Annotated in this window: 28 protein-coding genes; 18 read left to right on the top strand and 10 right to left on the bottom strand. The window is 48.4% G+C overall.

Annotated features, from left to right (window positions below):
- Positions 1-98 precede the first annotated feature (98 nt).
- The 7 genes from IT781_RS13075 to IT781_RS13045 all read right to left on the bottom strand — a co-directional run bounded on the left by IT781_RS13075 (position 99) and on the right by IT781_RS13045 (position 8,697).
- Complete coding sequence (locus IT781_RS13075) at positions 99-2,483, bottom strand: phosphoketolase (RefSeq protein WP_194970611.1); 2,385 nt, start codon at positions 2,481-2,483, stop codon at positions 99-101.
- Entirely contained in the window at positions 2,476-3,645 is a 1,170-nt protein-coding gene (locus tag IT781_RS13070; RefSeq protein ID WP_194970610.1) for an acetate/propionate family kinase, read from the bottom strand. The genes IT781_RS13075 and IT781_RS13070 overlap by 8 nt, the downstream gene beginning before the upstream one ends.
- A gap of 169 nt (positions 3,646-3,814) precedes the next feature.
- Positions 3,815-4,837, bottom strand: coding sequence for a class I fructose-bisphosphate aldolase (locus IT781_RS13065; RefSeq protein ID WP_194970609.1), 1,023 nt, complete (start codon positions 4,835-4,837; stop codon positions 3,815-3,817).
- 140 nt (positions 4,838-4,977) lie between these two features.
- On the bottom strand, positions 4,978-5,463 hold the full coding sequence (locus tag IT781_RS13060) for an HXXEE domain-containing protein (protein WP_194970608.1): 486 nt from the start codon (positions 5,461-5,463) through the stop codon (positions 4,978-4,980).
- A gap of 79 nt (positions 5,464-5,542) precedes the next feature.
- Entirely contained in the window at positions 5,543-6,046 is a 504-nt protein-coding gene (locus IT781_RS13055; protein ID WP_194970607.1) for a PepSY domain-containing protein, read from the bottom strand.
- A 1,319-nt stretch (positions 6,047-7,365) separates the two neighbouring features.
- Positions 7,366-7,644 carry an Lpp/OprI family alanine-zipper lipoprotein gene (locus IT781_RS13050; RefSeq protein WP_194970606.1) on the bottom strand — a complete coding sequence of 93 codons (279 nt, stop codon included), beginning with the start codon at positions 7,642-7,644 and terminating at the stop codon, positions 7,366-7,368.
- Positions 7,645-8,307: 663 nt separating this feature from the next.
- Positions 8,308-8,697, bottom strand: a complete 390-nt coding sequence (locus tag IT781_RS13045; protein WP_194970605.1) for a hypothetical protein — start codon at positions 8,695-8,697, stop codon at positions 8,308-8,310.
- Between the two features lie 968 nt (positions 8,698-9,665).
- Here IT781_RS13045 and IT781_RS13040 point away from each other — a divergent pair.
- From IT781_RS13040 to IT781_RS12975, 14 genes are all read left to right on the top strand, one after another.
- Positions 9,666-10,895, top strand: a complete 1,230-nt coding sequence (locus tag IT781_RS13040) for an integrase arm-type DNA-binding domain-containing protein (RefSeq protein WP_194970604.1) — start codon at positions 9,666-9,668, stop codon at positions 10,893-10,895.
- Positions 10,896-10,908: 13 nt separating this feature from the next.
- Positions 10,909-11,622: a hypothetical protein gene (locus tag IT781_RS13035; protein WP_194970603.1), complete on the top strand. Its 714-nt coding sequence runs from the start codon at positions 10,909-10,911 to the stop codon at positions 11,620-11,622.
- 108 nt (positions 11,623-11,730) lie between these two features.
- On the top strand, positions 11,731-11,988 hold the full coding sequence (locus IT781_RS13030) for an AlpA family transcriptional regulator (RefSeq protein WP_194970602.1): 258 nt from the start codon (positions 11,731-11,733) through the stop codon (positions 11,986-11,988).
- Entirely contained in the window at positions 11,985-12,329 is a 345-nt protein-coding gene (locus IT781_RS13025; protein ID WP_194970601.1) for a hypothetical protein, read from the top strand. Before IT781_RS13030 ends, IT781_RS13025 begins: the two co-directional genes overlap by 4 nt.
- Entirely contained in the window at positions 12,316-12,471 is a 156-nt protein-coding gene (locus IT781_RS13020) for a hypothetical protein (protein WP_194970600.1), read from the top strand. Before IT781_RS13025 ends, IT781_RS13020 begins: the two co-directional genes overlap by 14 nt.
- The gene (locus IT781_RS13015) at positions 12,464-12,889 is read left to right on the top strand and encodes a DNA primase (RefSeq protein WP_194970599.1); all 426 of its coding nucleotides are present in this window, start codon (positions 12,464-12,466) and stop codon (positions 12,887-12,889) included. Before IT781_RS13020 ends, IT781_RS13015 begins: the two co-directional genes overlap by 8 nt.
- Positions 12,886-14,313, top strand: a complete 1,428-nt coding sequence (locus tag IT781_RS13010; protein WP_194970598.1) for a DUF5906 domain-containing protein — start codon at positions 12,886-12,888, stop codon at positions 14,311-14,313. The genes IT781_RS13015 and IT781_RS13010 overlap by 4 nt, the downstream gene beginning before the upstream one ends.
- A 142-nt stretch (positions 14,314-14,455) precedes the next feature.
- Positions 14,456-14,689 (top strand): hypothetical protein, encoded by a 234-nt coding sequence (locus tag IT781_RS13005; RefSeq protein ID WP_194970597.1) that lies wholly within the window; start codon positions 14,456-14,458, stop codon positions 14,687-14,689.
- Positions 14,690-15,054: 365 nt separating this feature from the next.
- Positions 15,055-15,603, top strand: coding sequence for a hypothetical protein (locus IT781_RS13000; RefSeq protein ID WP_194970596.1), 549 nt, complete (start codon positions 15,055-15,057; stop codon positions 15,601-15,603).
- Positions 15,600-16,184 (top strand): hypothetical protein, encoded by a 585-nt coding sequence (locus IT781_RS12995; protein ID WP_194970595.1) that lies wholly within the window; start codon positions 15,600-15,602, stop codon positions 16,182-16,184. Before IT781_RS13000 ends, IT781_RS12995 begins: the two co-directional genes overlap by 4 nt.
- A 4-nt stretch (positions 16,185-16,188) precedes the next feature.
- The gene (locus tag IT781_RS12990; protein ID WP_194970594.1) at positions 16,189-16,740 is read left to right on the top strand and encodes a hypothetical protein; all 552 of its coding nucleotides are present in this window, start codon (positions 16,189-16,191) and stop codon (positions 16,738-16,740) included.
- Positions 16,731-17,447: a helix-turn-helix domain-containing protein gene (locus IT781_RS12985; RefSeq protein WP_194970593.1), complete on the top strand. Its 717-nt coding sequence runs from the start codon at positions 16,731-16,733 to the stop codon at positions 17,445-17,447. Before IT781_RS12990 ends, IT781_RS12985 begins: the two co-directional genes overlap by 10 nt.
- 19 nt (positions 17,448-17,466) lie before the next feature.
- On the top strand, positions 17,467-17,826 hold the full coding sequence (locus IT781_RS12980) for a hypothetical protein (protein WP_194970592.1): 360 nt from the start codon (positions 17,467-17,469) through the stop codon (positions 17,824-17,826).
- Positions 17,827-18,124: 298 nt separating this feature from the next.
- Entirely contained in the window at positions 18,125-18,307 is a 183-nt protein-coding gene (locus IT781_RS12975) for a hypothetical protein (protein WP_194970591.1), read from the top strand.
- A 26-nt stretch (positions 18,308-18,333) separates the two neighbouring features.
- Here IT781_RS12975 and IT781_RS12970 read toward each other — a convergent pair whose 3' ends face one another.
- Complete coding sequence (locus tag IT781_RS12970; RefSeq protein WP_194970590.1) at positions 18,334-18,780, bottom strand: hypothetical protein; 447 nt, start codon at positions 18,778-18,780, stop codon at positions 18,334-18,336.
- A gap of 69 nt (positions 18,781-18,849) precedes the next feature.
- Here IT781_RS12970 and IT781_RS12965 point away from each other — a divergent pair, with 69 nt between their 5' ends.
- Positions 18,850-20,388: a hypothetical protein gene (locus tag IT781_RS12965; RefSeq protein ID WP_194970589.1), complete on the top strand. Its 1,539-nt coding sequence runs from the start codon at positions 18,850-18,852 to the stop codon at positions 20,386-20,388.
- 84 nt (positions 20,389-20,472) lie between these two features.
- Here IT781_RS12965 and IT781_RS12960 read toward each other — a convergent pair whose 3' ends face one another.
- Complete coding sequence (locus tag IT781_RS12960) at positions 20,473-20,739, bottom strand: hypothetical protein (RefSeq protein ID WP_194970588.1); 267 nt, start codon at positions 20,737-20,739, stop codon at positions 20,473-20,475.
- Between the two features lie 14 nt (positions 20,740-20,753).
- On the bottom strand, positions 20,754-21,545 hold the full coding sequence (locus tag IT781_RS12955) for a hypothetical protein (protein ID WP_194970587.1): 792 nt from the start codon (positions 21,543-21,545) through the stop codon (positions 20,754-20,756).
- 456 nt (positions 21,546-22,001) lie between these two features.
- On the opposite strand from IT781_RS12955, the gene IT781_RS12950 reads away from it, so the two are divergent.
- The 3 genes from IT781_RS12950 to IT781_RS12940 are packed head-to-tail and all read left to right on the top strand — an operon-like array spanning position 22,002 to position 22,959.
- Positions 22,002-22,193, top strand: coding sequence for a hypothetical protein (locus tag IT781_RS12950; protein WP_194970586.1), 192 nt, complete (start codon positions 22,002-22,004; stop codon positions 22,191-22,193).
- Positions 22,190-22,459: a hypothetical protein gene (locus IT781_RS12945; RefSeq protein WP_194970585.1), complete on the top strand. Its 270-nt coding sequence runs from the start codon at positions 22,190-22,192 to the stop codon at positions 22,457-22,459. Before IT781_RS12950 ends, IT781_RS12945 begins: the two co-directional genes overlap by 4 nt.
- Positions 22,456-22,959 carry a hypothetical protein gene (locus IT781_RS12940; protein WP_194970584.1) on the top strand — a complete coding sequence of 168 codons (504 nt, stop codon included), beginning with the start codon at positions 22,456-22,458 and terminating at the stop codon, positions 22,957-22,959. Before IT781_RS12945 ends, IT781_RS12940 begins: the two co-directional genes overlap by 4 nt.
- Positions 22,960-23,634: the final 675 nt, after the last annotated feature.

The following is a 23,634-nucleotide window of genomic DNA, read 5'->3' as shown; positions in this document are numbered from 1 at the left end:
GGACTTCCGTACAATGCGAATACCCTAAAAGGTACAAGTAAATTCGCACCAACAAGTTTCATGCTCACTGCTAAAGCAAATCTCCAACGGCTTATCCCTCATCCAACCGGCCAGGCCCAATTGCGAATCTCCGGCATGTCCTCGCCGTGCTCGATGATATATTCCTTATGCTCGATCAGCTTGTCGCGCATGATCTGCTTCACATGAGCGCCGACATAGCGCAGGTGCGGTACCCGGTCGATAACGTCGATAACCAGATGGAACCGATCCATCTCATTGAGCACGACCATGTCGAATGGTGTCGTGGTCGTGCCTTCTTCCTTATAGCCGCGCACATGCAGATTCTCATGGTTGGTCCGGCGATAAGTCAGACGGTGGATCAGCCACGGATAGCCGTGATAGGCGAAGATAACCGGCTTGCTGTCCGTGAACAGCGAGTCGAAATCCTTGTCCGACAGGCCGTGCGGATGTTCTGATCTCGGCTGCAGGCGCATCAGGTTGACAACATTGACGACGCGGATTTTGAGCTCTGGGAAAAACTCGCGTAAAAGCGATACGGCGGCCAGCGTTTCCAGTGTCGGAATATCGCCGGCACAGGCCATTACCACATCGGCCTCAGTATTGCGGTCGTTGCTGGCCCATTCCCAGATGCCGATGCCGGTCGTGCAATGCTTGATGGCCGAGCTCATATCCAGGTATTGTAGTTGCGGCTGCTTGCCGGCCACGATGACGTTGACCCGGTTGCGGCTGCGCAGGCAGTGGTCGGTCACCCAGAGCAAAGTGTTGGCGTCGGGCGGCAGGTAGACGCGGATCACCTCGGCCTTCTTGTTGACGACGTGATCGATAAAGCCAGGATCCTGGTGGCTGAAGCCGTTGTGGTCCTGGCGCCAGACGTGCGACGTCAGCAGGTAGTTCAGCGAGGCGATGGACCGGCGCCACGGGATGTCCTTGGTGACCTTGAGCCATTTGGCGTGCTGGTTGAACATCGAATCGATGATATGGATGAAGGCCTCGTAGCAGGAGAACAGGCCATGACGCCCGGTCAGCAAATAGCCTTCCAGCCAGCCCTGGCATTGATGCTCGCTGAGCACTTCCATGACCCGGCCGTCATCCGACAGATGATCATCGGTGGCGATAATCTCGCCGGTGAAAACCTTGTCGGTAGCTTCATACACGGCATCGAGCCGATTCGAGGCCGTCTCGTCGGGCCCCATGATGCGAAAATTGCGCTGATCCTCGTTGGCTTTCATGATGTCCCGGAGAAATTTGCCCATCACGCGCACCGATTCAGCCGATTCGGCGCCGGGATTTTTCACCTTCACCGCATAGTCGCGAAAATCCGGCATTTTCAGATCCCGCAGCAGCAAACCGCCGTTGGCGTGCGGATTGGCGCCCATGCGCCGCTCGCCTTTCGGAGCCAGATCCGCCAGCTCCTGGATCAGCGTGCCATTGTCGTCAAATAATTCCTCCGGCTTGTAACTGCGCAGCCACTGTTCCAGCATTTTCAAATGCGCGGGGTTCTCGGCCAGCTTGGCAAGCGGGACCTGATGCGAGCGGTAGGTATTCTCGACCGGCACGCCATCCACCACTTCAGGGCCGGTCCAGCCTTTCGGCGTTCTCAGGATCACCATCGGCCAGCGCGGGCGTCCGGAATAGCCGTTGGTGCGCGCGTCTTTCTGGATATCGGCGATTTCCTGGAGCACGACATCGAGCGTAGCGGCCATTTTTTGATGCATGATTTCAGGTTCGTCGCCCTCGACAAAATAGGGCATGTAGCCGTAGCCGGTGAACAGAGCGCACAGTTCGTCATTATCGATGCGCGCCAGAAAACTTGGGTTGGCGATCTTGTAGCCGTTCAGATGCAGTATCGGCAGCACCGCGCCGTCGCGCTCGGGATTCAGAAACTTGTTGGAATGCCAGCTGGTCGCCAGCGGTCCGGTCTCGGCCTCGCCGTCGCCGACCACGCAGCATACCAGCAAATCGGGATTATCGAACGCCGCCCCGTAAGCATGGGATAGCGCATAGCCGAGTTCGCCGCCTTCATGGATGGAGCCCGGCGTCTCCGGCGCGGCATGGCTGGGAATGCCTCCCGGAAACGAAAACTGTTTGAACAGGCGCTGCATGCCTTCGGCATCCTGGGAGACATTGGGATAGAACTCGCTATAGCTGCCTTCCAGATAGGTATTGGCGACCAGTCCGGGCCCGCCGTGGCCGGGGCCGGCGATATAGATGACATCGAGATCGCGCGCCTTGATCACGCGGTTGAAGTGCACATAGATGAAATTCAGGCCGGGCGTGGTGCCCCAATGGCCCAGCAGCCTCGGCTTGACATGCTTCAGTTGCAGCGGCTCTTTGAGCAGCGGATTGTCAAGCAGGTAAATCTGCCCGACTGACAGATAATTGGCCGCGCGCCAGTAGGCGTTGATGCGCGCGGCTTCCTGCTCGCAAAGGGGCAGTACCGATGGGTCCTGAATGCTATTCATTATGGCCTCCGCTGGTTAAGGTATAGGTATGATGCGCGATGATTTGTTCTTCATTGGTCGGAATCACGCGGACCGAGACAGGGCTTCTCGCGCTGCTGATCCGCGCCGCATTGTTGCGATTGGCTTCCGGGTCGATGTCGATGCCGAACCAGGCGGCGCCCTTGCAGACCTTGTCGCGGATCACGGCCGCGCGTTCGCCGATGCCGGCGGTAAAAATCAACGTATCGAGGCCGCCCAGTGCCGCGGCCAGAGAGCCCAGCTCGCGGCAGATATGGTAAACGAAGATGTCGACAGCCTTGTGGGCATCGGCGTGGCCGCTGCCGAGCAGCGTTTTCATGTCGCCGCTGATGCCGGACAAGCCAGCCAGGCCGGACCGGTGATGCAGCAGATCCGAAATGGCATCGGCCGTCATGTTTTTCTCACGCAGCAGATACAGCACGACGGCCGGATCAATGGAACCGCAGCGCGTGCCCATGGGCAGGCCGTCCAGCGGCGTGAACGTCATCGTCGTGGCGATGCTTTGCCGGTTCTTGACCGCGCACATGCTCGCGCCCTGCCCTAAATGCGCGATCACGATGCGCCCGCCGGCCTCGGCTTCCGAATGCTGCGGCAGTACGTTGACGATGTATTCGTAGGACAGACCGTGGAAGCCATAGCGGCGCACGCCCTCTTCATGCAGGGATTTCGGCAGCGCGAACGTGTGGGCGAGCTCGGGTATCGTGTGGTGGAAGGCCGTATCGAAACAGGCCACTTGAGCCAAGCCGGGATGCAGTTGCCGCAGGGCGCGGATAGCACTCAGATTATGCGGTTGATGCAGCGGCGCCAGCGGAACCAGCGCCTCGAGGTCGGCCATCACGGCCTCATCGATCAGCGCCGGGCGGACGTATCGGCTGCCGCCATGCACGATGCGATGCCCGACGGCCAGCAGCCTCAAGTCGTCGTCATGCGCGTCCAGCCAATCGACCAGGACGCGCAAGGCTTCCTGGTGATCGCGTATCGGCAGCGAGAGGCTATCGCCCTGAACGGTAAACCGCGCCTCGCTGCCGATACCGGAAATCTGCCCTCGATACAGCATATCGGGGTATTGGCTGCCGTTGGCGGCGAACAGGGCGAACTTGATGCTCGATGAACCGGCATTGATGACGATTATGACTTCCTGCATAAGATGTTCATTTTGTTGTTGATTTTGAGAACAGGCGTTTATCTGATTGTGCGCTGCCCATTGTGGGGCGACTTCAGTCGCCCAGGGTGGGCACCCTAAAGGGCACAAGCACCCAGAAGGCGAATACCCGCAAGGGGCACAAGTGAATTCACCCCTACAGCCCCAGCCGCTAATCCTTTTCCATCTCAGAAGTATAACTGCCGGTGCGCGCCACGCTGTTCAGTTTTGCGCGTTTATAAAGCGCCTGCTGCGCTGCCTGTGCATTTTCGGCCCTGCCCTGCCAAGTCTTTAATACCGGGTCTTGCAGCGCCCGCGCATAGGAAAAGCTCAACTGCCAGGGCGCATTGCCGGCCATCGCGTTGATGGCATTCAGGTTGGCGGTCGCTTCTTCCGGCGTCTGGCCGCCGGACAGGAAATTAATGCTGGGTACGGCTGCCGGCACGGTCCGGCGCAACTGCACCAGCGTTTTTTCGGCAATTTCCTCGGGGCCGGCTTTCTTCGGCGCATCCTTGCCCGGCAGGATCATGCTCGGTTTCAGTATGATATGTTCCAGTTCTACGCGGTGTCGATGCAAGGCGTGAAAGACTGCATGCTGAACAGCTTCCGTGACTTCAAAGCAGCGCTCGATGGTGTGATCGCCGTCCAGCAGCACTTCCGGCTCCACGATGGGTACGATGCCCAGCGACTGGCAAATGGCCGCATAGCGGGCCAGCACCTCGGCATTGGTCTTTATGCCCAGCATTGTCGGATTGTGTCCGGCAATCGGATAGACCTCGCGCCATTTGGCGAAGCGCGCGCCCTGCTCTTTATATCCTGTCAGCCGGTCAGCCAGACCGTCCAGCCCTTGCGTGACCAGATCACCCGACGCATTGACCAACGGAATCGTACCTTTGTCGACTTTGATGCCGGGCACAACGCCCTGCTCGGCCGCAGCTTGCGGCAAAGGTTTTCCGTCAGCGGTTTTCTGCCCCAGCGTTTCTTCAAACAGGATCACGCCGCTGATGAATTCGCCCAGACCTAGCGTAGTCAGCAACAACGAGCGGTAAGCGCGACGTTTCTCCTCGGTCGATTCCACATTGACCGCCTTGAAACGCTTGGCGATAGTCGGCAGGCTCTCATCGGCCGCCAGGATGCCTTTACCCTCGACTACCATATCGGCAATGGTGGCTTGTAATTCGCTTTGAATGCTCATTCGAAACCTCCGGCAAGTTAAATTGGGCGATCGCAGAATCTAACAGAATCTATTTAAGCTACGACCGGCAAGAAGAAGCAATTGCTCAAAAAGTCTTTGGCTGTTTTAAAGGGAACAGTGAAAATATCGTCAGATTCGGATTAAGAATGTTTTACTGCACCGACCAACTTTCGACCAATCAAGAACAGTATCGGTATGCTCGCCAAAATGACTGCAGCACTCGCTGGGCCAAACCACGCAAGCTTTTCGACATTGATATATCCATCCTGAACCCCAACATACAGTAATGCACTGCACACAGGCAGATTGAATAATAAAGCTGTTGCCGTACCAGGCGCATATTCTCGCAATACAATTGTCGCCAGCACGTGCGGAAAAAAAACATTCAGCAACATTGTCAAAGCGTAGCCAGCTAGCGCATAAGCTGCAACTGTTTGTGGCCCTTGTATTGAGCAGAGATATGCAACCCCATATGCGAGAAGCGTAAGCACTGCTACAGCCAGTCTGAATTCAAGTTCGCCCACCGGAGCATGCCATCTTCCGGTACGCATCGACCATTTTGGCAAAAGTATTGCCTCTTCCACATTGTGCAGAGTAACGGCAAATGCAAAAAGCCATCCAAACATGGGGTATGTCATAGACATAACCAGGCAAGTCAGGGCAGCAACGCCGGGTTATGGCTATTGCCTAACCCGGCCGGCCATTTTAATCAGAGTCTTCGTCGGCTTCTATAATTTTGCCGGTAGCCGCATCGACTTCGACTTCCATTTCAAGCCCGTCTCCTGTTTGGATGATAATCTCGTAAACCGCGGTGCCATCCGATTCAATTTCATACGCAACCTTGTTAATTATGCCGGTATATTGCGTCAAAGCGATTTTACGGGCTTCAGCTTCATCGATTTTTTTCAAGGCGGCGAAAGCCGAATGATCGGCGCTCGGCAATTCCTGTTCCTTCTTGATTATTTTGCCACTGGTTTTATCGCACTTAAATTCCCATTGAGATCCGTCGGTCGCTTTAAGGTCGATTTCATAAATCTCGCCGCCGTCTATTACCTTTTTCGATTCGATTTTGACGATTTCGCCTTTTGCGGACTCGTTGGCGGCTTTTCGACAGGCGTCTTCCGTTGCCGCGTTTTCCTCGGCTATTGCCCCTGCACTTATGATTGCCATCAGGCCGCCCAGATAGAATTGATAATATTTGATGTTCATTGTCTCTTTATATCTCGTTCAATAGTTAGCCTAAATTGTAATTACTAGACGTTACTTAGCCTATAACTACATTACTCTGATTTAGGGAGCTCAAGCATAACATAAACAATACTCAAGACAGCTAAAATAGACAGGATTTAGTCGATTCTGAAAAAAGATTTCATAGCTATTGTCGAATCATTTCCGCGGGATTCCTCAAAGGCCGGCAAGCAATATGGCGAGAGATTTAGCTGCGGCCGCCATCAATAAGCTGATGTGATCGCCGATGAAGTTTTTGAGGAAGATTCCAGCCAGACGGGAGCCGGATTTGAGATGGCCGATGATAGGCGGCTCTGGCGCATTGATCGTAAAAAAGAATTTTATGAGTAAAAAACCGCCTGAAAACTTGAAAAAGTCGAACGCAAAGCATACGCGCCATCTGCAGTTCGCTCTCGAATTTCGCGCCATGTCTTTCGAAAGCATTTGGCGTGAAGCCCATGGCCCGGGCATTTCTGATCAAATCAGAAAGATCATTTAGCTGGATATCAAGCCGCTTCGCCTATACGCCTGAGATTGACAGTTTCGCTAACCGAGGAAGGTTATCAAAAATTGGCACAGCGGTATCGCTTGAATGCCGAAAATAAAGTCATGGAAGTTATGATCTACACAGCCACAGATACAGAAACTGTTAACGCTATGAGCCTATTGTGCGCATTTAGCTATTTTTCAAAATCCGCATATGTGACTGCGTAGAATATTGTTTACAACCCAAGCTAAAGCGAATTAGCTTTTACGCGCTCTATAAAAGACATAGGTTGTAAAAACACACGTTAAAATATAAACACTTGTTGCAATCAATTCACTACCCTCATCAGTTATTCTTATAATCCGCATCAGTGCATTAGTCAGTGTCTCTATTTTCTCTGACAGAAGAGCCAGACAACCAGCAATAGCTTGACTACGCCAGCTGCCGCCTCATCTGAAGCACTGTCCGGTTGAGCATTCCAAAGGATTAAAGCCCTATCAATACTCTAAAACTTAAAGCACTGCTATTTTTCAGTGCCTTAACATGATAACTGTTGTTGATAGTGATTAATACAAAAAACCTATCTAAAGCATGGGAATCAGCGTCCGATAGGTTCCCTTTTCGGCCTCCAATTTTTACCGACTGAAAATAATCATCATTTAAAACAAAAACATACATATTATTGACTGTCAGTTTTGATAATATTTATCAATAATCCTTTAAAGCCGTGTCACAGCTTTAGATAGGCAGAAATTGACTCCAAAAGAGCAAGGAGTTTTCTCGCTGGTCTATTTTCCGCTCCAGCGACAAGGGTTTATTTCATCATTGATCTTCTGAACCTATTGTCCAGTTTGTTATTGGTATCTTGAGCTAATTCGGCTGCCCGATTAGCGGCGGCTTCAGCCGCTTCAGCCTTTGCAGCCGCATCAGCCGCTGCAGTCTGTGCGTTAGCCGCATCAGCGGATGCTTGAGATACTTTAGAATTCAGGCCATCAACTTGCGACTGTAAATTTTCAACGTCCGAAGTAGTCGCACAAGCCGTAACCATGCTGAAAATCAGGGAAATCATTGATAATTTTATTACTTTTTTCATATTATTTTTTCCTTGTTATAGATTATTGTTACAAAAATAACTTATATATTAAGTTAAGCATTTTTTAATGTTGTCCACTTTCAGCGCCTATCTTTACCTTTTTCTCGTCAATATTATTAAGAAATAATAGATCAGAGTTTTATACAGTCAATTTTGATGCGCTTTTGTGGCAATTAACTGGCGCTAACAGTTTTATTTAATAAACGTTTCAAGTATTCAAATAACTCATTTATTCTTAGTCTGAATTATTTGAATATATTTTCATCTTGAAAACTTAATGCGAGCTTAACGAACTGAATTTTAGGATGTTACATAAATAAATATATTCCATGTATTACCCTGCCGCCATTGAATATCAGGCTCGCATAAAGAATGGCTCCAATAATCTTATGTATATCAAGTCATTCCGAGACAGAGCAAAAATTAAATTGGTTATCTGTTTTTTCGCCATACAGGGGTATATCTCTATGTAGAAACGAAAAAACCAGGGTGGCAACGGTGCGATCCTGTCAATATTGAGAAATCAATTTAAAAATTAATTGATCTTTGGCAGATCAGTGGAGCAATGTCCATTTCCGATAGTTCCAGCCTTGAGTTTTTTCAGTAGTACGTCAAAATGCGCCGACGAATATAGAAAGGTGGCGTGCTTAAACACTAGGCAGCTTAATCGGAAGTATCAACGTCAGGTGTATCAACTTCAGGAATATCTGGTGTATCAGGTGTGTCAACATCAGGTACATCTGGTGTATTAGGTGTATCGACTTCAGGTACGTCTGGTGTATCAGGTGTGTCAACATCAGGCACGTCTGGTGTATCAGGTGTGTCAACATCAGGCACGTCTGGTGTATCAGGTGTATCGACTTCAGGTACGTCTGGTGTATCAGGCGTATCGACTTCAGGTGTATCTGACGTGTTGACGCCAAATGCTTCAACACCAGCCATCTTAATGTAAGTCGGCTCGCTGGATTGATCGCTTGAGATTGACGAACCATTTACGCTATTAACTATACTGCCCATTATGGCAGCTACTATTAATTTTGTTTGTAAACTCATTTGCTTCTCTCAAAGTTCTATTACTGATTAAACGGCTACTCAAAAGAATCAGATGAAGCATGAAATCGCGCCTGGGAGATAGTTTTCATGATTATGCGCTAACTGCAAATCTCTATAACTAAGCCATAACCCGCTGCACTCGAATCAATAACTGTTGACCGCTTCATGCGGCTTTGATTCCAAACTGATTCATCACATACAGCTCGCCGGGTCAGACTACGCTTCTTCTACCGCCAACAGTCCTCTCGGCTTGCCAGAAAACTCAACAGTGGCTTTCAGGGTTATTCAATGGCTCAATTTTAGATTTGCAGCGCCAACTGCTGTCCCCAAGAACCCCACACACCTCGACAATGTCTTCGTTCTTCTCGGCATTGACCACTTCTCCACCCATCAGCTGGACGCCCAGCCATTTTTCGGTGATGAGGTTGATCCGAAGCCTCTCAGTACAAATACGACCGAGAGCTCTTGAACAATCGACATGAGTCATGGGAGAAGGTGGGTTATCGCGCACGAAAATGACTTTGTCCCTTTTAAGCGCAAATTTGAAGATGAATTTCGCAAATCGTTAGCTATTGCAACTAATTTCGCGCTACTGGATTATGAAAACCTGTACGACGAGAATCAATAAATTAATATTTAATTTATTGAAATAAAATAAAATTTAGATAATATTGAGATGAAAATTTGATAATCAATTAATGCATTACTACCATATCAAAGCAACACCTTCGCTTAGATAAGATTTTGAATGAATGCCGGGTGATTATTTTTAGAAAGGAAAGTATGAAATGGCGGAGAGACAGTCCGCCTAACTTATATCCGCCATCGATCAGAACCGTCATTTTTTTGTTTAATATCATCAACATCTTACAAGACTATTGTTTATTAACGTCCGCTAAAGTACACTAAAACCCAGCCCTAATTGGTGGGTAGAATGGTGGGTAAAAAACTGGTGGGTAAAAATAGCAATGGGTAAACTTTCAGCAAAAAAGGTTGAATTCTTAAGGCAAAGTGGTTATTACGGGGACGGCGACAACTTATACATGCAAGTCAGTTCGTCAAATTCCAAGAGTTGGATATTCCGGTTTTCGCTTGACGGCAAACGTCGAGAAATGGGAATCGGTCCTTATCCCGAAATCACCTTGGAGAAAGCTCGTGAAGCCGTCATCGAACTACGTCGATTAGTAAAGTCGGGGATCGACCCAATAGAGCAGCGCAAGGCCGAGCAGGCCGCAAAACGTGCCGAACGAAATAGTGCCGTGACTTTTGCTTTCTGTGCCGAGCAATACATTGAATCCCATCGACACGGCTGGAAGAACGTCAAGCATGCCCAGCAGTGGGCAAACACCCTGGAGCAGTACGCTTACCCAGTCATTGGTGAAACAATCATCAAGGACGTGGACACCGCGCTAATCATGCGCGTCCTCCAGCCGATCTGGCTGGCGAAAAATGAAACGGCCGGCCGGTTACGTGGGCGCATGGAAAACATCCTCGATTGGGCGGCAGTGCAAGGCTTCCGGGCCATCGAAAACCCGGCGCGCTGGAAAGGCCATCTTGACAACCTTCTGGCGTCACCTGGCAAAGTGCAAAAGAACAGCCATTTTAAAGCCCTGCCCTATTCCGAAATCAATCCACTGATTCTGGCATTACGCGCCAATGGTAGCGTATCGGCCAAGGCGCTTGAGTTCCTGATTTTGACCGCTGCACGCACCGGAGAAATAATTGGCGCTTGCTGGGATGAAATCGACTTCGATAATCAGCTATGGATCGTTCCGGCCGACCGTATGAAGGCCGGCCGCGAGCACCGCATACCGCTATCAAGTCGGGCTTTCGATATCATCAAGGAAATGCACGCGCTGAAAACGAACGATGCTATTTTTCCGGGCCGCTCAAAGGGCGGCTTTTTGTCGAACGCAGCAATGGATAAGCTACTGCAGCAAACTTTAGGATTTGATGCCACCGTTCACGGCATGCGCTCGACCTTTCGTGATTGGGCATCCGAACGCACTGCCTACCCGCATGAGGTCTGCGAAATGGCGCTGGCACACACAATTCGCAACCAAGCAGAAGCTGCCTACCGACGCGGCGACTTGATAGAAAAGCGGCGCTTACTGATGGAAGACTGGCTAAAGTTTTGCGAAACCGCCAGCGATGCTGCAGGCGCAGATATTATTCCCATCCGCAAGGTTTCTCTTTGAACGGATAAACGGAATGATTAAATTTGAAGAAATATCTTTTCGCTATGGTGTGCCACCTCATGTTAAGGCGCATATTAAAAAATTATTTGCAGGAAACCGCCGAGAATGCGGCACTACTATCATTATCGAGCATTTTTTAACCGATTATGACAAAGAGACGATCAAGCGGATTATCGAATATACCCATATATCCGAATGGGAAAAGCTGGCAAAAATTCTTCCTAACACAGCAGAACAGGTTAGGTTTTTTGATGCGGCTTGGATAACGAGGATTGACTATAACCAATTTCGTTACCGACGCGGAAAGGCTGGTGAAACATTAAAAATTGAGATTTGCGGAAAGCAAAAAGAAATCGAAGATAAAGTTCAGGAGTTACGCGAATTAATTGCCGGTCATAACCGGCTTGTCGGTGGCGCAGCATTTAGAGCACATTTAGGCACGCCCGGACTTGAAGAGGCTTTGAATGGTTTGCTTTGGGAGATCCGAACCTATGACAAAACACAGGTTCACGCCGAAAGCTTTGTTTGCGCAGCCATAAAGAGCCGGGAAAAATCACCCAAGCGCGAGTATCTACGGGCATTTCTATTTGTTCTTAAGCAAAACGCTTTTCCGTTTGAAAAAAGAGGAACTGAATCATTGATTCTTGCTTTTGCAAGGCAATCATACAGTGAAGACATAACACGCGATGACGTCAAAGATATTATTAAAGAAGTAAAATCGGGGTAACTCGCGCCTGTATTTGCGCGACGAGTTGCCCCACTGCCTGATGCATGTATATCTCACTATATCTCCATAGTCCGCCGATATCCGGCAACAACCAACATGGAGATTTTCATGACCAATATCACTTCCCTTTTACGCCTTCCAAATGTTCTTCATGAGCGTGGAGTTCGTAAAACTCAGCATTATGACGACATCAAACGCGGCCTATTCACAAGTCCTATTAAAATCGGCAAACGCGCATCCGCCTGGCCAGCTCACGAGGTTGCAGTAATCAATCAGGCGAGAATTGCCGGCAAATCTAATGAAGAAATCAAAAAACTTGTCGTGCAATTGCATACCGATAGAACTCAAAATGGGGGGGTGCAATGATTACCCCAACATTTCCCCGCCTCGACAGCCTCACAGCTCGCGCCCTGATGCGGTTATTATCGGGCCGACAATTCACCCATCGCGACTTCCAAAACGAAACAGCCTCTTATCGGCTTTCAGAATACATCAGGCAATTACGCACCCGGCATAACTGGCCGATTGAAACGAAAGAAGAAACCTCGCCAACAAGCGACCCGACCGGCAGGACTGCGATCTATGGACGATATCTGATCGAACCCGAGATCCTGATGGAGTTAAAAAAGCTTCTGGGCGAAAGGGTAGAAAAATTCATCGACGCCGTTCGGCGTTTCGAGGGCAGGCGGGGGAATGATGAAGTATAGAAAGCAGGCCGCCAGGCGCGACACCGGAGCGGCCACTTATCAAAAACTGCGCAATTATTTTAAATCAATTGCTGACTATTTGAAAGCCGAGCTTATCAGTCCGGCTGTCTGGGTATCAATTGCAAGGGGGATTGATGAGTGACATTAATACCCTGCTAAGCAGCCTTGATAAAGTCAAAAACACAGGACCGGGTAAATATATAGCCATTTGCCCATCACACGCCGACAGGCGCCCATCACTATCCATTAAATTAACGGATGACGACAAAATTTTGCTCAAATGCTGGGCAGGATGCCAAGTTACCGAAATTGTTGGAGCTATCGGTTTAACGCTGTCGGATTTAATGCCGGAAAAGCCGCAGGGCTATGACAGGGCACATGCCAGAGTTCCACGTTTTTCTAAGTCTGAAATGTTCGACAGGCTTCTGCATGAATCAATCATTCTCGGCCTGGGCATTAGGCGGCTTCTTAACGGCAAGGAGTTGTCACCAGCCGATATTCAAAGCATTAACAAGGCTGAATCCATTATTGATGAGCTGCGCAAGGAGGTTTCAAGATGACAAGCACACTTGAAGCAATGCGCGACGAATTGACCGCAGACAGCCGGCCAAAATGGGAAATTGAACTAGACGCCCACATTGAGAAATGGAATAAAACTCATGCGTCGGTAATGATCGGCGGCAAACACAAAATTATGAGGTTTATTCCTGCCAATGCAACACCGACCGGGCGCGATTCATACGAGTTTATCTCTAGGTATGAACTTAACCTGGTCTATACCAATACTGCTATAAAGGCAGGTGAAAAACAGCTCAAGAGCGGCGTTAAGGACATATTCAAAACCCATGTAATGGCATGGGCCGAGGATTACCGCTCGCGCTCATATACTGGCGGCGTGGTATTCCTGCCGGCCAAGAATCCACCAAGGAACTATTACAACACTTGGCAAGGTTTCGCGGTTGGGCCAGCACAGAACCCTACGCTGATAAAACGCATCCTCAAACACATGAAAAAGATTGTCTGTGCTGGCGATAGAGCCATGTACAAATACCTGATTAAATGGATAGCGTACACGGTTCAGAATCCAGATAAGCCAGCAGGCGCGGCGATTGTATTGCGTGGTAATAAAGGCAGCGGCAAAGGCACACTAGGCCGGTTCCTGTGCAATATCTGGGGAAATCATTCGGCGCATATCGCTAACGCTAAACATCTAGTCGGAAGTTTTAACGGGCATTTAACAGACGTTTGCTTCATGTTTGCAGATGAAGCTTTTTACTCTGGCGATAAGCAAGGCGAATCCGTTTTAAAAGCTCTGATAACAGAACCCACTTTGATGATTGAACGCAAAGGCATAGACGCGATTCAACAGCCTAATTACCTAAAGGTATTAATGGCGACTAACTCAAATCATGCCGTTCCAGCGTCGAAGGATGAGCGCAGATATGCCGTGTACGATGTTTCTGATGCCTACATTGGGAACCGGGAATACTTTGACGCATTAAATAAGGACGTATCAGACAAGGCGGTTCAATCAGCGTTCCTTGATTTCATACTCAATATTGATTTATCAGGCTGGCACACTGGCGACATTCCCGATAGCGCAGGATTGAGAGAACAACGCTATTACTCAATGGATACGGTTCAAAAATGGATTGTTCAGTCATTGATTGATGGAACTTTTGGCTATGCCTACGACGAAACGCTAGAAAAGCCCGTTGATGGGCGTGGATGGTTAACAGAGCTGACAACTAAAGATCTGTACGCAAAATATATCGAGTTCTGCAATACCGCTAAAACAAGCGAATATCGGATATTAACAGAGCGCCAAGTTGCATCATATCTGGGAAAAGTATTTAAGTCGTTAAAGCGTGTAGGCAAGCGCGGCAGGGGTATTGGTTTTGGACGGTTTGAGGATGCAAAAGCCAAATTTGAGCAATACGAAAAGGTCAATTTAGACGAATTGATGTCAGAATCGCCAGAATAAGGAGAAGAAGTGCCCAGAAAATAAGAGAAGTGCCCAGAAGCGCCCAGCTAGAACCCTTGATTTATCTAGATTTTGGGCATATGGGCACATTGGGCGCATAAAATATTTAGTTACAGAAAAAAATAAATAAATTGCTTTTTTCATGTGTAATGAATTTTTTCCTGTAAACGAAATTTTGCCCGCCCAAAGTGCCCAATGTGTCCAAGCTTTGATTTATAAAGATTTTTTTAAAAAAGAAGTGTTCAACTTGGGCACATCTCAACGCCCAGAAGCGCCCATACTGGCACATGGAGAACTTGAAACTACTATCGAACTGTTTGAGCAGTACGAAAAGGTCAAATTATCCGAATTGTGGAGTATTGCCAAAACTGCCTGAACCAAAAAACCTTTACTTGAACCACCCTGAACCACTGGAAGCCTTGATTTATCTGGTTTGGTTCAATGGTTCAATTGGTTCATGCAAATATAAGTTCACAGAAAAATATTTTTAGATGGAATATTGTTTTTTTCCTGTAAGCGTTTTTTGAGGTGAACCGACTGATACACTTGAACCACCATTGATTTATAAGGGCTTTTTTGCTTTTTTACCTGAACCAATACCCGAACCAATACCTGAACCAAGTTTGAAGAAACCAGAAATTGAATTAACTCATTAAGCCATGATTCAGAATCGGAAAACCCCGCATTAACCCCTCTAAATCAGTCGTAAACTGCTTCTAAATTCACAAGCCAGAGGCAGTTATGACCCCAAAGACAATTTCACCAATCCAATATAAAGCCGCTAAGCATTCAGTCGAAAACATCAAACCTGTGCTGAAAGCGCTTCAAAAAGTCGATGCCGAGACGTTAAAAGGCGATATCGAGGCGATGTCCAGCCTTCAATCATTCAAGCGGACTCTGACTAAAATCAACAATGAACACCAGGCCGTTCTTGATGAAGGACAGCGGCAATATGCCAACAGGCCAATTGAATTGATCGATAAGGCGGCTGCCCGGTTGAATAGTGACATTCCGAAAGAAATAGAATTAGAAAAGGCCGGCCTCAAGGCGCGTATCAGTACACGTGATATCAAAGCTAAAGAACTGCTCAAGAAGGGCTTCAGCGACGAAGAAATTGATAGGGTCGTTCCTCCCGTCAGCAGTGACGAGATTGCTCTATCTTGTACGCGAGTAGCAGAACTGGAAGCCGAATCAGAAGCTATTCAGGAGTTCCTAGCCGATGCTCCGCGCTTCTCGACTGAACTGCTCAAAAATACTCAGTTGTCGCAATCTGAGGAGGTTGTGCAATGAATATGCAATTTGTACACGACGATATCCTAAAACAGGCCGCAGTCCGAATGGATGAGCTTCAAGGTATTGTCTCTGAAAATTATCTCGCTATCCAGAATGTCCTAGATAGCTATAGTGAAAGGCGGGAGCGGGCAAAACGTCGGTCAATGACAAAGGTGGAATTTAATGTATTGTACCCAAACCCGCCTTTTATCGAAGAAGATACTCAGATTGTTGACAAGAAAGCTAAGCATGAGGCGCTTCTCGCGGAATTCAATACCGACCCAGGTAAACGCGCGAGCATTGCTGGTGGACTCAGCAGCCTCGCACAAGAAAGGCATGAGTTAGAAATGGCAAAAGCTGTCAAACTCAATGGCTACTATGCGACGCGGGACAATCCACACAGGTCATTAACGGATGAGGAATTTGTGACGCTCTACCCTGCGTCTACGGATGCCGATTTTGCCAATGAAACAGCGGCAATTGCAGATGCGCGTGTCGAGGCCAATAAGCTCCATTCGTTCTTTAAGTCCGGCCCCTACCCTCAGCCTGGTTTATACGATGTTGATTTACTGAACGGTACCGCTATCACCTACCCATAAAATCATGAAAGACGAGATCGCAATTGCCAAAATTGTTGGAAGCCGGATGGCCGAGGCCCGTGCAATTTGCAAACTGCCGCGGCATGTGGCCGCTGATCGGCTGGGTGTTTCGGATTCATTCCTGGCGAGGATTGAAAACGGCGTAGATATCGAGACCATCCCTTTGAAACTGGTACGGCTGGCAAGCTTGATTTATGACACGAGCGTCGATTTCATGCTTGGTTTTTCAAGCGAGTGGGAAGTTTCCGAAGAAGCCAAGCTGGGACGCGAAATCGGCGCTTGGATACACCATCAGCAAGCAAAGCTGTTCAGCCAGTGGGCGGTCCGGCAAATGGCCTTGGAGCGCCAAGTTGAAGTGATGGCGGCGGCAGTTGGCGTGCTGCCGGCCGAGATCGAAGCGGTTGTCGAGGCTCTGGCCACCTTCAAACGATTAAACCCGGACTTTGATCGACTGCCGGCCGGATCGCAGTTGCAATTTCGCATCAACAAGGCCAGCAAGAAGGCCCTAGAAGCCCGTTGTGCGCTGATTCGCCACAAGGTGCAAGCATGCAAATAAAGTCCCGACGCAATGAATATGAGCAAATTGTTAAGACCCTGGGCGAGCGCATGAAGGCCGCGCGCGAGCTTTGCGGGTTTTCTCAAATACAGGCCGCCAGCTTGCTTGGCTATGCCAATTCGTCAAAGCTGGCCAAGGTCGAAGGCTCTATCGATGCAGTTCCATTATGGCTGATCCCGAAGGCGGCCGAAGTGTATCGGGTATCAATCGATTTCCTGTTTGGGGTTTCGGATTGTTGGCAGCGGGATCCGACGGCCGCTCAGGAACAGCACGTCGAAAAGTGGCTGGAAGCCCATTGGGAACAGGCACAGAATGCCCAAGACAGCGCAATCCAGACGCTGCACGACAAACAGGTCGAGTTGAAGGAAGCAATTGACCGGACCCTGCGCCGATCGAAAGAAAACTTCGAATGTGTCAAGCATGTACGCCAGAACAATAAGGTGTTCGACAGCCTGCGCGGCGGCGCCAAACTGCTGCGCGTGTTGGCCGAAACAGCAGAAGAAGCCATGGGGCTAGATTACGAGTTGCGGAAATTGCGCGAGGCCGAGCTGGTGATCGACGAGGTTTTGCAGGATCCGCGCCACCCGGTCAACGACCGCAATCACCTGGACCATTGCCAAGCAAAAAAAGCCCTTGACGAACTGAAATCAAAAGCCGACCAAAGCCGCGCCAACACTGAGGTCAAGCGGTTTTATCAAAGCAGATAAAAAAGAAAAAATATCAAAAATGGCAGCAAAATCAAAAATTTCAAAAGAACAATGGGCAGAAGTCCGCAGGCGTTGGGAGTCCAATCCCAATATGAGTTTCGCAGACCTTTCGCCTGAACTCCAACTTACCCGTCAGGCAATCAGCAGAAAAGCCCACCGGGATGGCTGGTCCCGAGGCGATACTGCCCCAGATGTTAATGCCGATGTTAATAAAAAAGTTGCTCAAAAAGTTACCTTAACAAAAATTAACAACGCACTAATCCGGTTGATCGAAAGCCCACAGACACCGCCAGACGTGGTTTTACGGGCTTGTGAGAAGTTGCTCGAGCTTGGAAATCAAGCTTGTAAAAAAGTTACCATGCTTGGAAATCAAGCCTAAATTCAAACTTCAAAAACTTCATATGATTAAAAAAAGCAAAGCAGAAACGCAGCGGCAATACAGAAAAAAACTCATCGATTCGGGTGCGGTGCGGCTTGATATCTACATTCCACCCGACTTATGGCGACGATTAGAGCCACACTTAAGACAATATCATCAGGGCCGGTATCCCGGTAAGGCCGTTGTGTCGTTGCTTAACGATATCCGATTTGTTGATGAATAAATCACCGGAATTTTTACAGTCCAAAGCAAAGTGCTTTATCACCGGTTTATTACAGTCCAAAACAGAGCAAAAAACATGCAAACCAAAGCTTCAACGTCAAAAAAATGCGGTCGTAGGACCGGATATAAAGCGCCGGCAACAATAAAAAAAATGGCAATTAAGACACTCGAGCAAATCATGCAAGATGAATCAGCCAGCCCGGATGCCCGAGCTATGGCCGCTTGCAAATTGATTGATGAGATAGAGGTAAAAGCGTGAAACTAAGCCATGACACAGCCGGCTTTCTAGTCGGTGAAACCCTCTTCGACATAAAGCGCTCCAATAATCTGCTCAACACCATTAAAAACGATGTGGCCGCGATCAAGCGCGCCGTCATAGGCATGAGCAAGAGCGGGGATGTTGATACGGTCAAGACCGTCAATCCGGTAGCGCACAATGCCCGGCAAACGCCTGTCAAACAGGGTGCCGTAGTCGTGCCGCTTGCCCGGAAGTCGATTGTACGAGCTATTGATAAAAGCACGGGGCCAAACGATCAACAGAATGCCGCGGTTAAAAATGGAACGGTTGCGGTTCCGCATGTGCAGAAAGCGGCAGAACCCAAAGCCGTTCGAAAACACGACGCAGCGGGGCGATTTGTCACCAATACACTGCAATCCCGCACCGTAGCCGAGCCAAAAACAGGCCGCGATAACCGGGGGCGGTTTACCTCCAATGGCGATAGCGATGAGCAAAAACAGCGCAACCTGATTAACGGTCTGGGCAATAAGATAGCTGAAGCCGTTACCGGCCTGGATACGGGCATGGAGGAAGTGGACCCGACCGTCAAAGCCTTTAACGAAGTGGCGCAGCCTTTAGCGCGTGGCTATCAGGCGTTTTTCGGCGGCGACCGGGATAAGGATAATACCCGCTGGTTTCGGCGCATCCTGGGTGAAATAAAGCTCTTCCGCAAAGAGGATACCGTTTATAACAAAGCGGTCAAAAAGAGCCTCAAGGCCATTGAAGATAAGCCGGTATTCGCGGGCGACGGCGGCAGCAAGAGTTTTATGGGCGGCTTGCTGGGTAGTATTTCACCTTGGATACTGGCGGCAATAGCCAGCCTGGGCGGATCATTACTATCTGGCATTGGCTCTGTTTTACGGGTTATTTTCTCACCTATCGGCCTGGCGATCAGTGCGGCGGCAACGGCGGCTTGGGGGTTGTTTACTGAGAATGGGCGCAAGTTCTTTGCTGACATTGGCGGGCGCATAAGCGAAAGCTGGGATAGCGCGATTAATTTGTTCAAAGAAACCTTCCCTGGCATTACCGAAGCTTTTACTAATGTGGCCGATGATATTGCCGAGCTATGGAAGCCGATAGCTGACTTTTTCAAAGATAAGCTCGGAATTGTCAGTGATACGGTCAGCAAAGGCGTTGAATCAGTTAAATCGGTGCTAAATGATAACGTCTTGGCGCCAGCTTCTGGATTGATAAGCCAAGGTGTAGAGTCAGTAAAAGCCGTACCCAAAAAGCTGATGGATCGATGGAATGATGCTAAACAATATCTCGGCGCCGCTGCTGTAAAAGCCGGCATAGATCCCGGCATAGTGGCAAAAATCACCGGGTTCGAGAGCGGGTTCAATTCGGAAGCCAGGCCAACAAGAAAGGATGGATCGCGCATATCGTCAGCGCACGGTTACGGCCAGTTTCTGGATGCCACCTGGACGAATATGCTCAACAAGTACGGAGCCAAGTATGGTGTTCAGAATGCTGCCAATTTGACCAAAGAAGAAGCCGCCAATCTTAGATCCGATAAAGATCTGCAGGCCGCCATGTTGGCCGAATTTACCAAAGAAAACCTTGAAAAAGGTAGGGCGCTTGGCGGTACAAATGACGATGCCAACATATATGCCCTTCATAACCTTGGATCTGGAACGGGCGCTAACTTTCTAAAGGCTCTAAAAAATAACCCCAACGCCCCTGTGAATAGCATTAAAGGATTTACTGATTCTGTTATCAATGGCAATAAGGGACTTTACGGAAACGGTAAAATAACCGTTGCTGAGGCTTATGCAAATATGACCGCCGCAATGAGTCGGGGGGATATATTCGCCAAAGATATACGGTCGTTTTTACCAGCAGCCGCTATAGCGCCGGCTCAATCGGTGTTCGTGCCTTCACCAAGACTTCCGAAAGCCCCGGCGCCCGTTGCTATTCAGGAATCGCCTGGCGTAAAAGAGCCAATGGGCAGCATAAAGGATGGCAAGCCTATTTTTGTCAGCTTGCCCATTGGCGATGTGAGCCAGGACGTAAGCTGTAGAAAAATAGCGTTAATAGCTACTGGAGGACTAAGTAGCGGATAATGCCCATCCTATGACAATTTTTACTGCTGAATGATCGGCAGTGAAATTGGCATAGGATAGATTTATGCCTGTGATTTAGTATTGTTATTTAGGTGCCCCGGTGTCCATCTGGAATAGTACCAGATAGCCGGCTCCCCATGTCCATAACCCAAGGGTACAAAGCAAAACAAGAAGTTGCAGCAGGATCACAAATAAATTCGTTGTTCTATGCGGCTGAATTTGTATTGCTCCCCAACCCCGCTGATTTTCTTGATCTATTAAATCATCCAATGCGCGACGTGGATTAGTTGTTAATAGTCCGATTAATCCGCCTGCTAAAGATAGGCGTACTACTTTATTTTTTATAGCCATTTTTCACCTAAATATTAATAAATCATTTTAAAAAATACTGCTTCAAATACCGGCATTGATCCTGTTTCACCGTCAACCATTGTATATTGTTGGTTGGCACTATACTTTCCAACAAATACAAAAATCCCATTAATTTTCGCATTTTGATAATAATATTCTTTAAGTTCTTGCGGTATTTTTATTTGATAATATTTAGGATATTGAGCATATCCATTATTAATGCCAAGCATACTCATAACTGCCTGTTGGGCATTGTCTGAAACCAATTCGCCAACAAAAGTATCGTCATCGTGCGCAATGGCGATTTTTCCAGGCATTCCATAAAAAGCCCCATCTGGTTTGATTTTTGGAGCGCTAGACAGAGAATCGCCTCTTGATGCATCAAAAGTTATTAATGCTTCCTCAAGTGTTTCTGGTTGCTTCTTGCCAGATTTAAGATCTATTTCAAGTGCTTGTTGTTGTCGCTGCTCTTCTGCTTTTTTTGCAGCTAACTCGGCTTCTTCTTTTTGTTTAATCATTAGTTTAGCCTGCTCTTTTGCTTCATCTTCTTTTTGAGCTTCAGTAATTATTGATTGAGCAAACTGCAAGCACTGATCGATTGGATAAATACCTTCATCACTTTTAAATGAATATAATCCAGTAGACCTGCACAATGTTTCTGGTTTTTCATACCCTGTGGTACGCAGTTCTACATACCTCCTCATGTCCTCTTGGGCAGCCTCCATTGTTTTTGCGCCCCCATACATCCCAGCAAATCCAACAGCTGGAATTAACCCGGCAATCAAACTTAAAATTATTTTTTCCATCCTGATAATTTCCCTCTAATTAAAAAATAACCGCCAAAAATCAGCCAGCGATTGTAACACCGAAACTTAGCCGCCTAAAAGTTAGGCTCGATACTATGAAAAAATTTGACCCTATCACAAATTCCATAAAAAGTAATACGGGCTAATACGCAATACTTTTCAGCCTGATTGTTTAATAATTCAATCGCCCGCTTGACATAGTGTTGAGTGGTGAACTATTCTTTCCTCGCACTCACACATTTGAGTGTCGGGATTGGCGTCCTGGAATATCCTACGGCACACAGCCGCATCATGCGGTTTTTTTATGTGCGAAATCTCAGCTTTCATTATGTCGGGCTGGGTGAAGCAGTTGCAAGACTGGCCGGTTCGTAGGTTCCGGTACGCCAACTTCGCTCAGTCCGGCACCCATGATTGGCGTCATGTTGCCGGGTAATTAACCTACAACTGGAGTCCATCATGACTAACAAAGCCCCTTCAGAGTCCCTTACCAAGGGCAATTGCCGTATTTCCCTATTCCATTTATTCAAACGCACACCGGCAGGATTGCGCCTTATTTGCCGTGATTTAACCTTTTCCCAAGCAGCCGGCCTGCTGGCCGAAATTCCTGCCACTATTGTGAAATTCTCACGCATGGAGGCTGCACAATGAGCCCAATAGATTTCTCTAAACAACAGATTGAAAAAATCAGAGATTGTAACAACGCAATTTCTGCCATTGCCCATTTACTGCTTGAATTTCAAGTTGATTCTGAATGTGGGGATGAAATTTCTAAGTCTATTAAAAACGGATATGTCATAGGCGGCTTACTGGATGCACTTAAAGTAGCCTCCGAAACTTCAGATCTGGCGGCGGAATGGCTGGAAGAGGAAAGAATGCACCGCATGAATGCCGAACAAGCGGAGACGGAACAATGAACCAAAACAGAACGCTCCATATTGACCTAATCCGAGATCGACACTTCAAACCGCTGGCCATCATCAAGAATTTTCCGGGACTGGATGCCGAAATATACCCCGACAGCCTGCGCAAGATGGCGACTCAGTTAAACCAAGCCGCTGATGACCTGGACGCACTGGAACCGGACCGCACCATCAGCCTTGATGAGCTCATAGCCCGGCAGGAGCGGGAATTCGGCATCACGCCTTTGCAGCTGGAGCCTGAATTATTGATCGAGCGCGTGGCCCAAGGCGGACACTCCGGGCTGTTTCTGGCCGATGCCTTTATCAGCGCCTATCGGACCGACACACCTTTTCAGCATAGCCTGGGGAAGTTGATCCACTTGGACGCTGAAGGCTTCCGGCTATTCCACGAAATCCTGCACATGCGGCACGTTTCAGGCTGGAGCGATGAGGCTTTGTACGAGATCGAGCAACGGATTAAGGCGGAGAGAAACACCCAATTATTGACCCAATAAGTTAATCACGATGGGCATTGTTGCCAGTGTCCATCCTAATTAGCTGAAACGAAAACAGGAGGAATAAAAGAGAAAACAACAAAAATTTGATTAGAAGCGAGGACTCAGGAAGGCTGCAACCAACCTGAGCCTCTAACCTTCGCCGGGTGGTAGGGTAAGTGTCACTGGCAGCGAAAGGTGGGCGATTGTATCACGTAAGTAATACGTCGCTAAAGTCTACTACCAGCGGGACCGTGCAGAGTAGACACCCAGAAGAGTAATGATGAAGGCGTATAGCGCGCTTATATTGGCTGGTTTTGGCCTTGGGCGCAGTTTCACCTAATCATAGCAAGTGCGGGGCATGGGCGGCGTTATGTGGCCGTAAAACTTGCAGTTCGGGAACCATACATGACCGAACCCAATGAAGCGAGCGAAGTCGACCGACGGGCATAACTTCTTTTGGCAATACCAAAGCGGGCTTTTTTTTGCCGGCTTTGGGAGAGTATTGCCAATTCACTCACTCTTCTCCCTCTGAGCATATACCCAAACCATTGAATTAATAATAAGAAATTAACAGGGTTTGATAATGCTAAACAAATGCAAAATATCTCAGGCTAAATGCCTTGAAGTCCAAAAAGAACTGTAAGCGTCCAGTCCGACCATCTGTGCTAACGCCGCCAAACCAGTCATCCTTAT

The organism is Methylobacter sp. BlB1 (assembly GCF_015476545.1).
Lineage (GTDB): Bacteria > Pseudomonadota > Gammaproteobacteria > Methylococcales > Methylomonadaceae > Methylobacter.
This window is presented reverse-complemented; position numbering and strand designations above follow the sequence as displayed.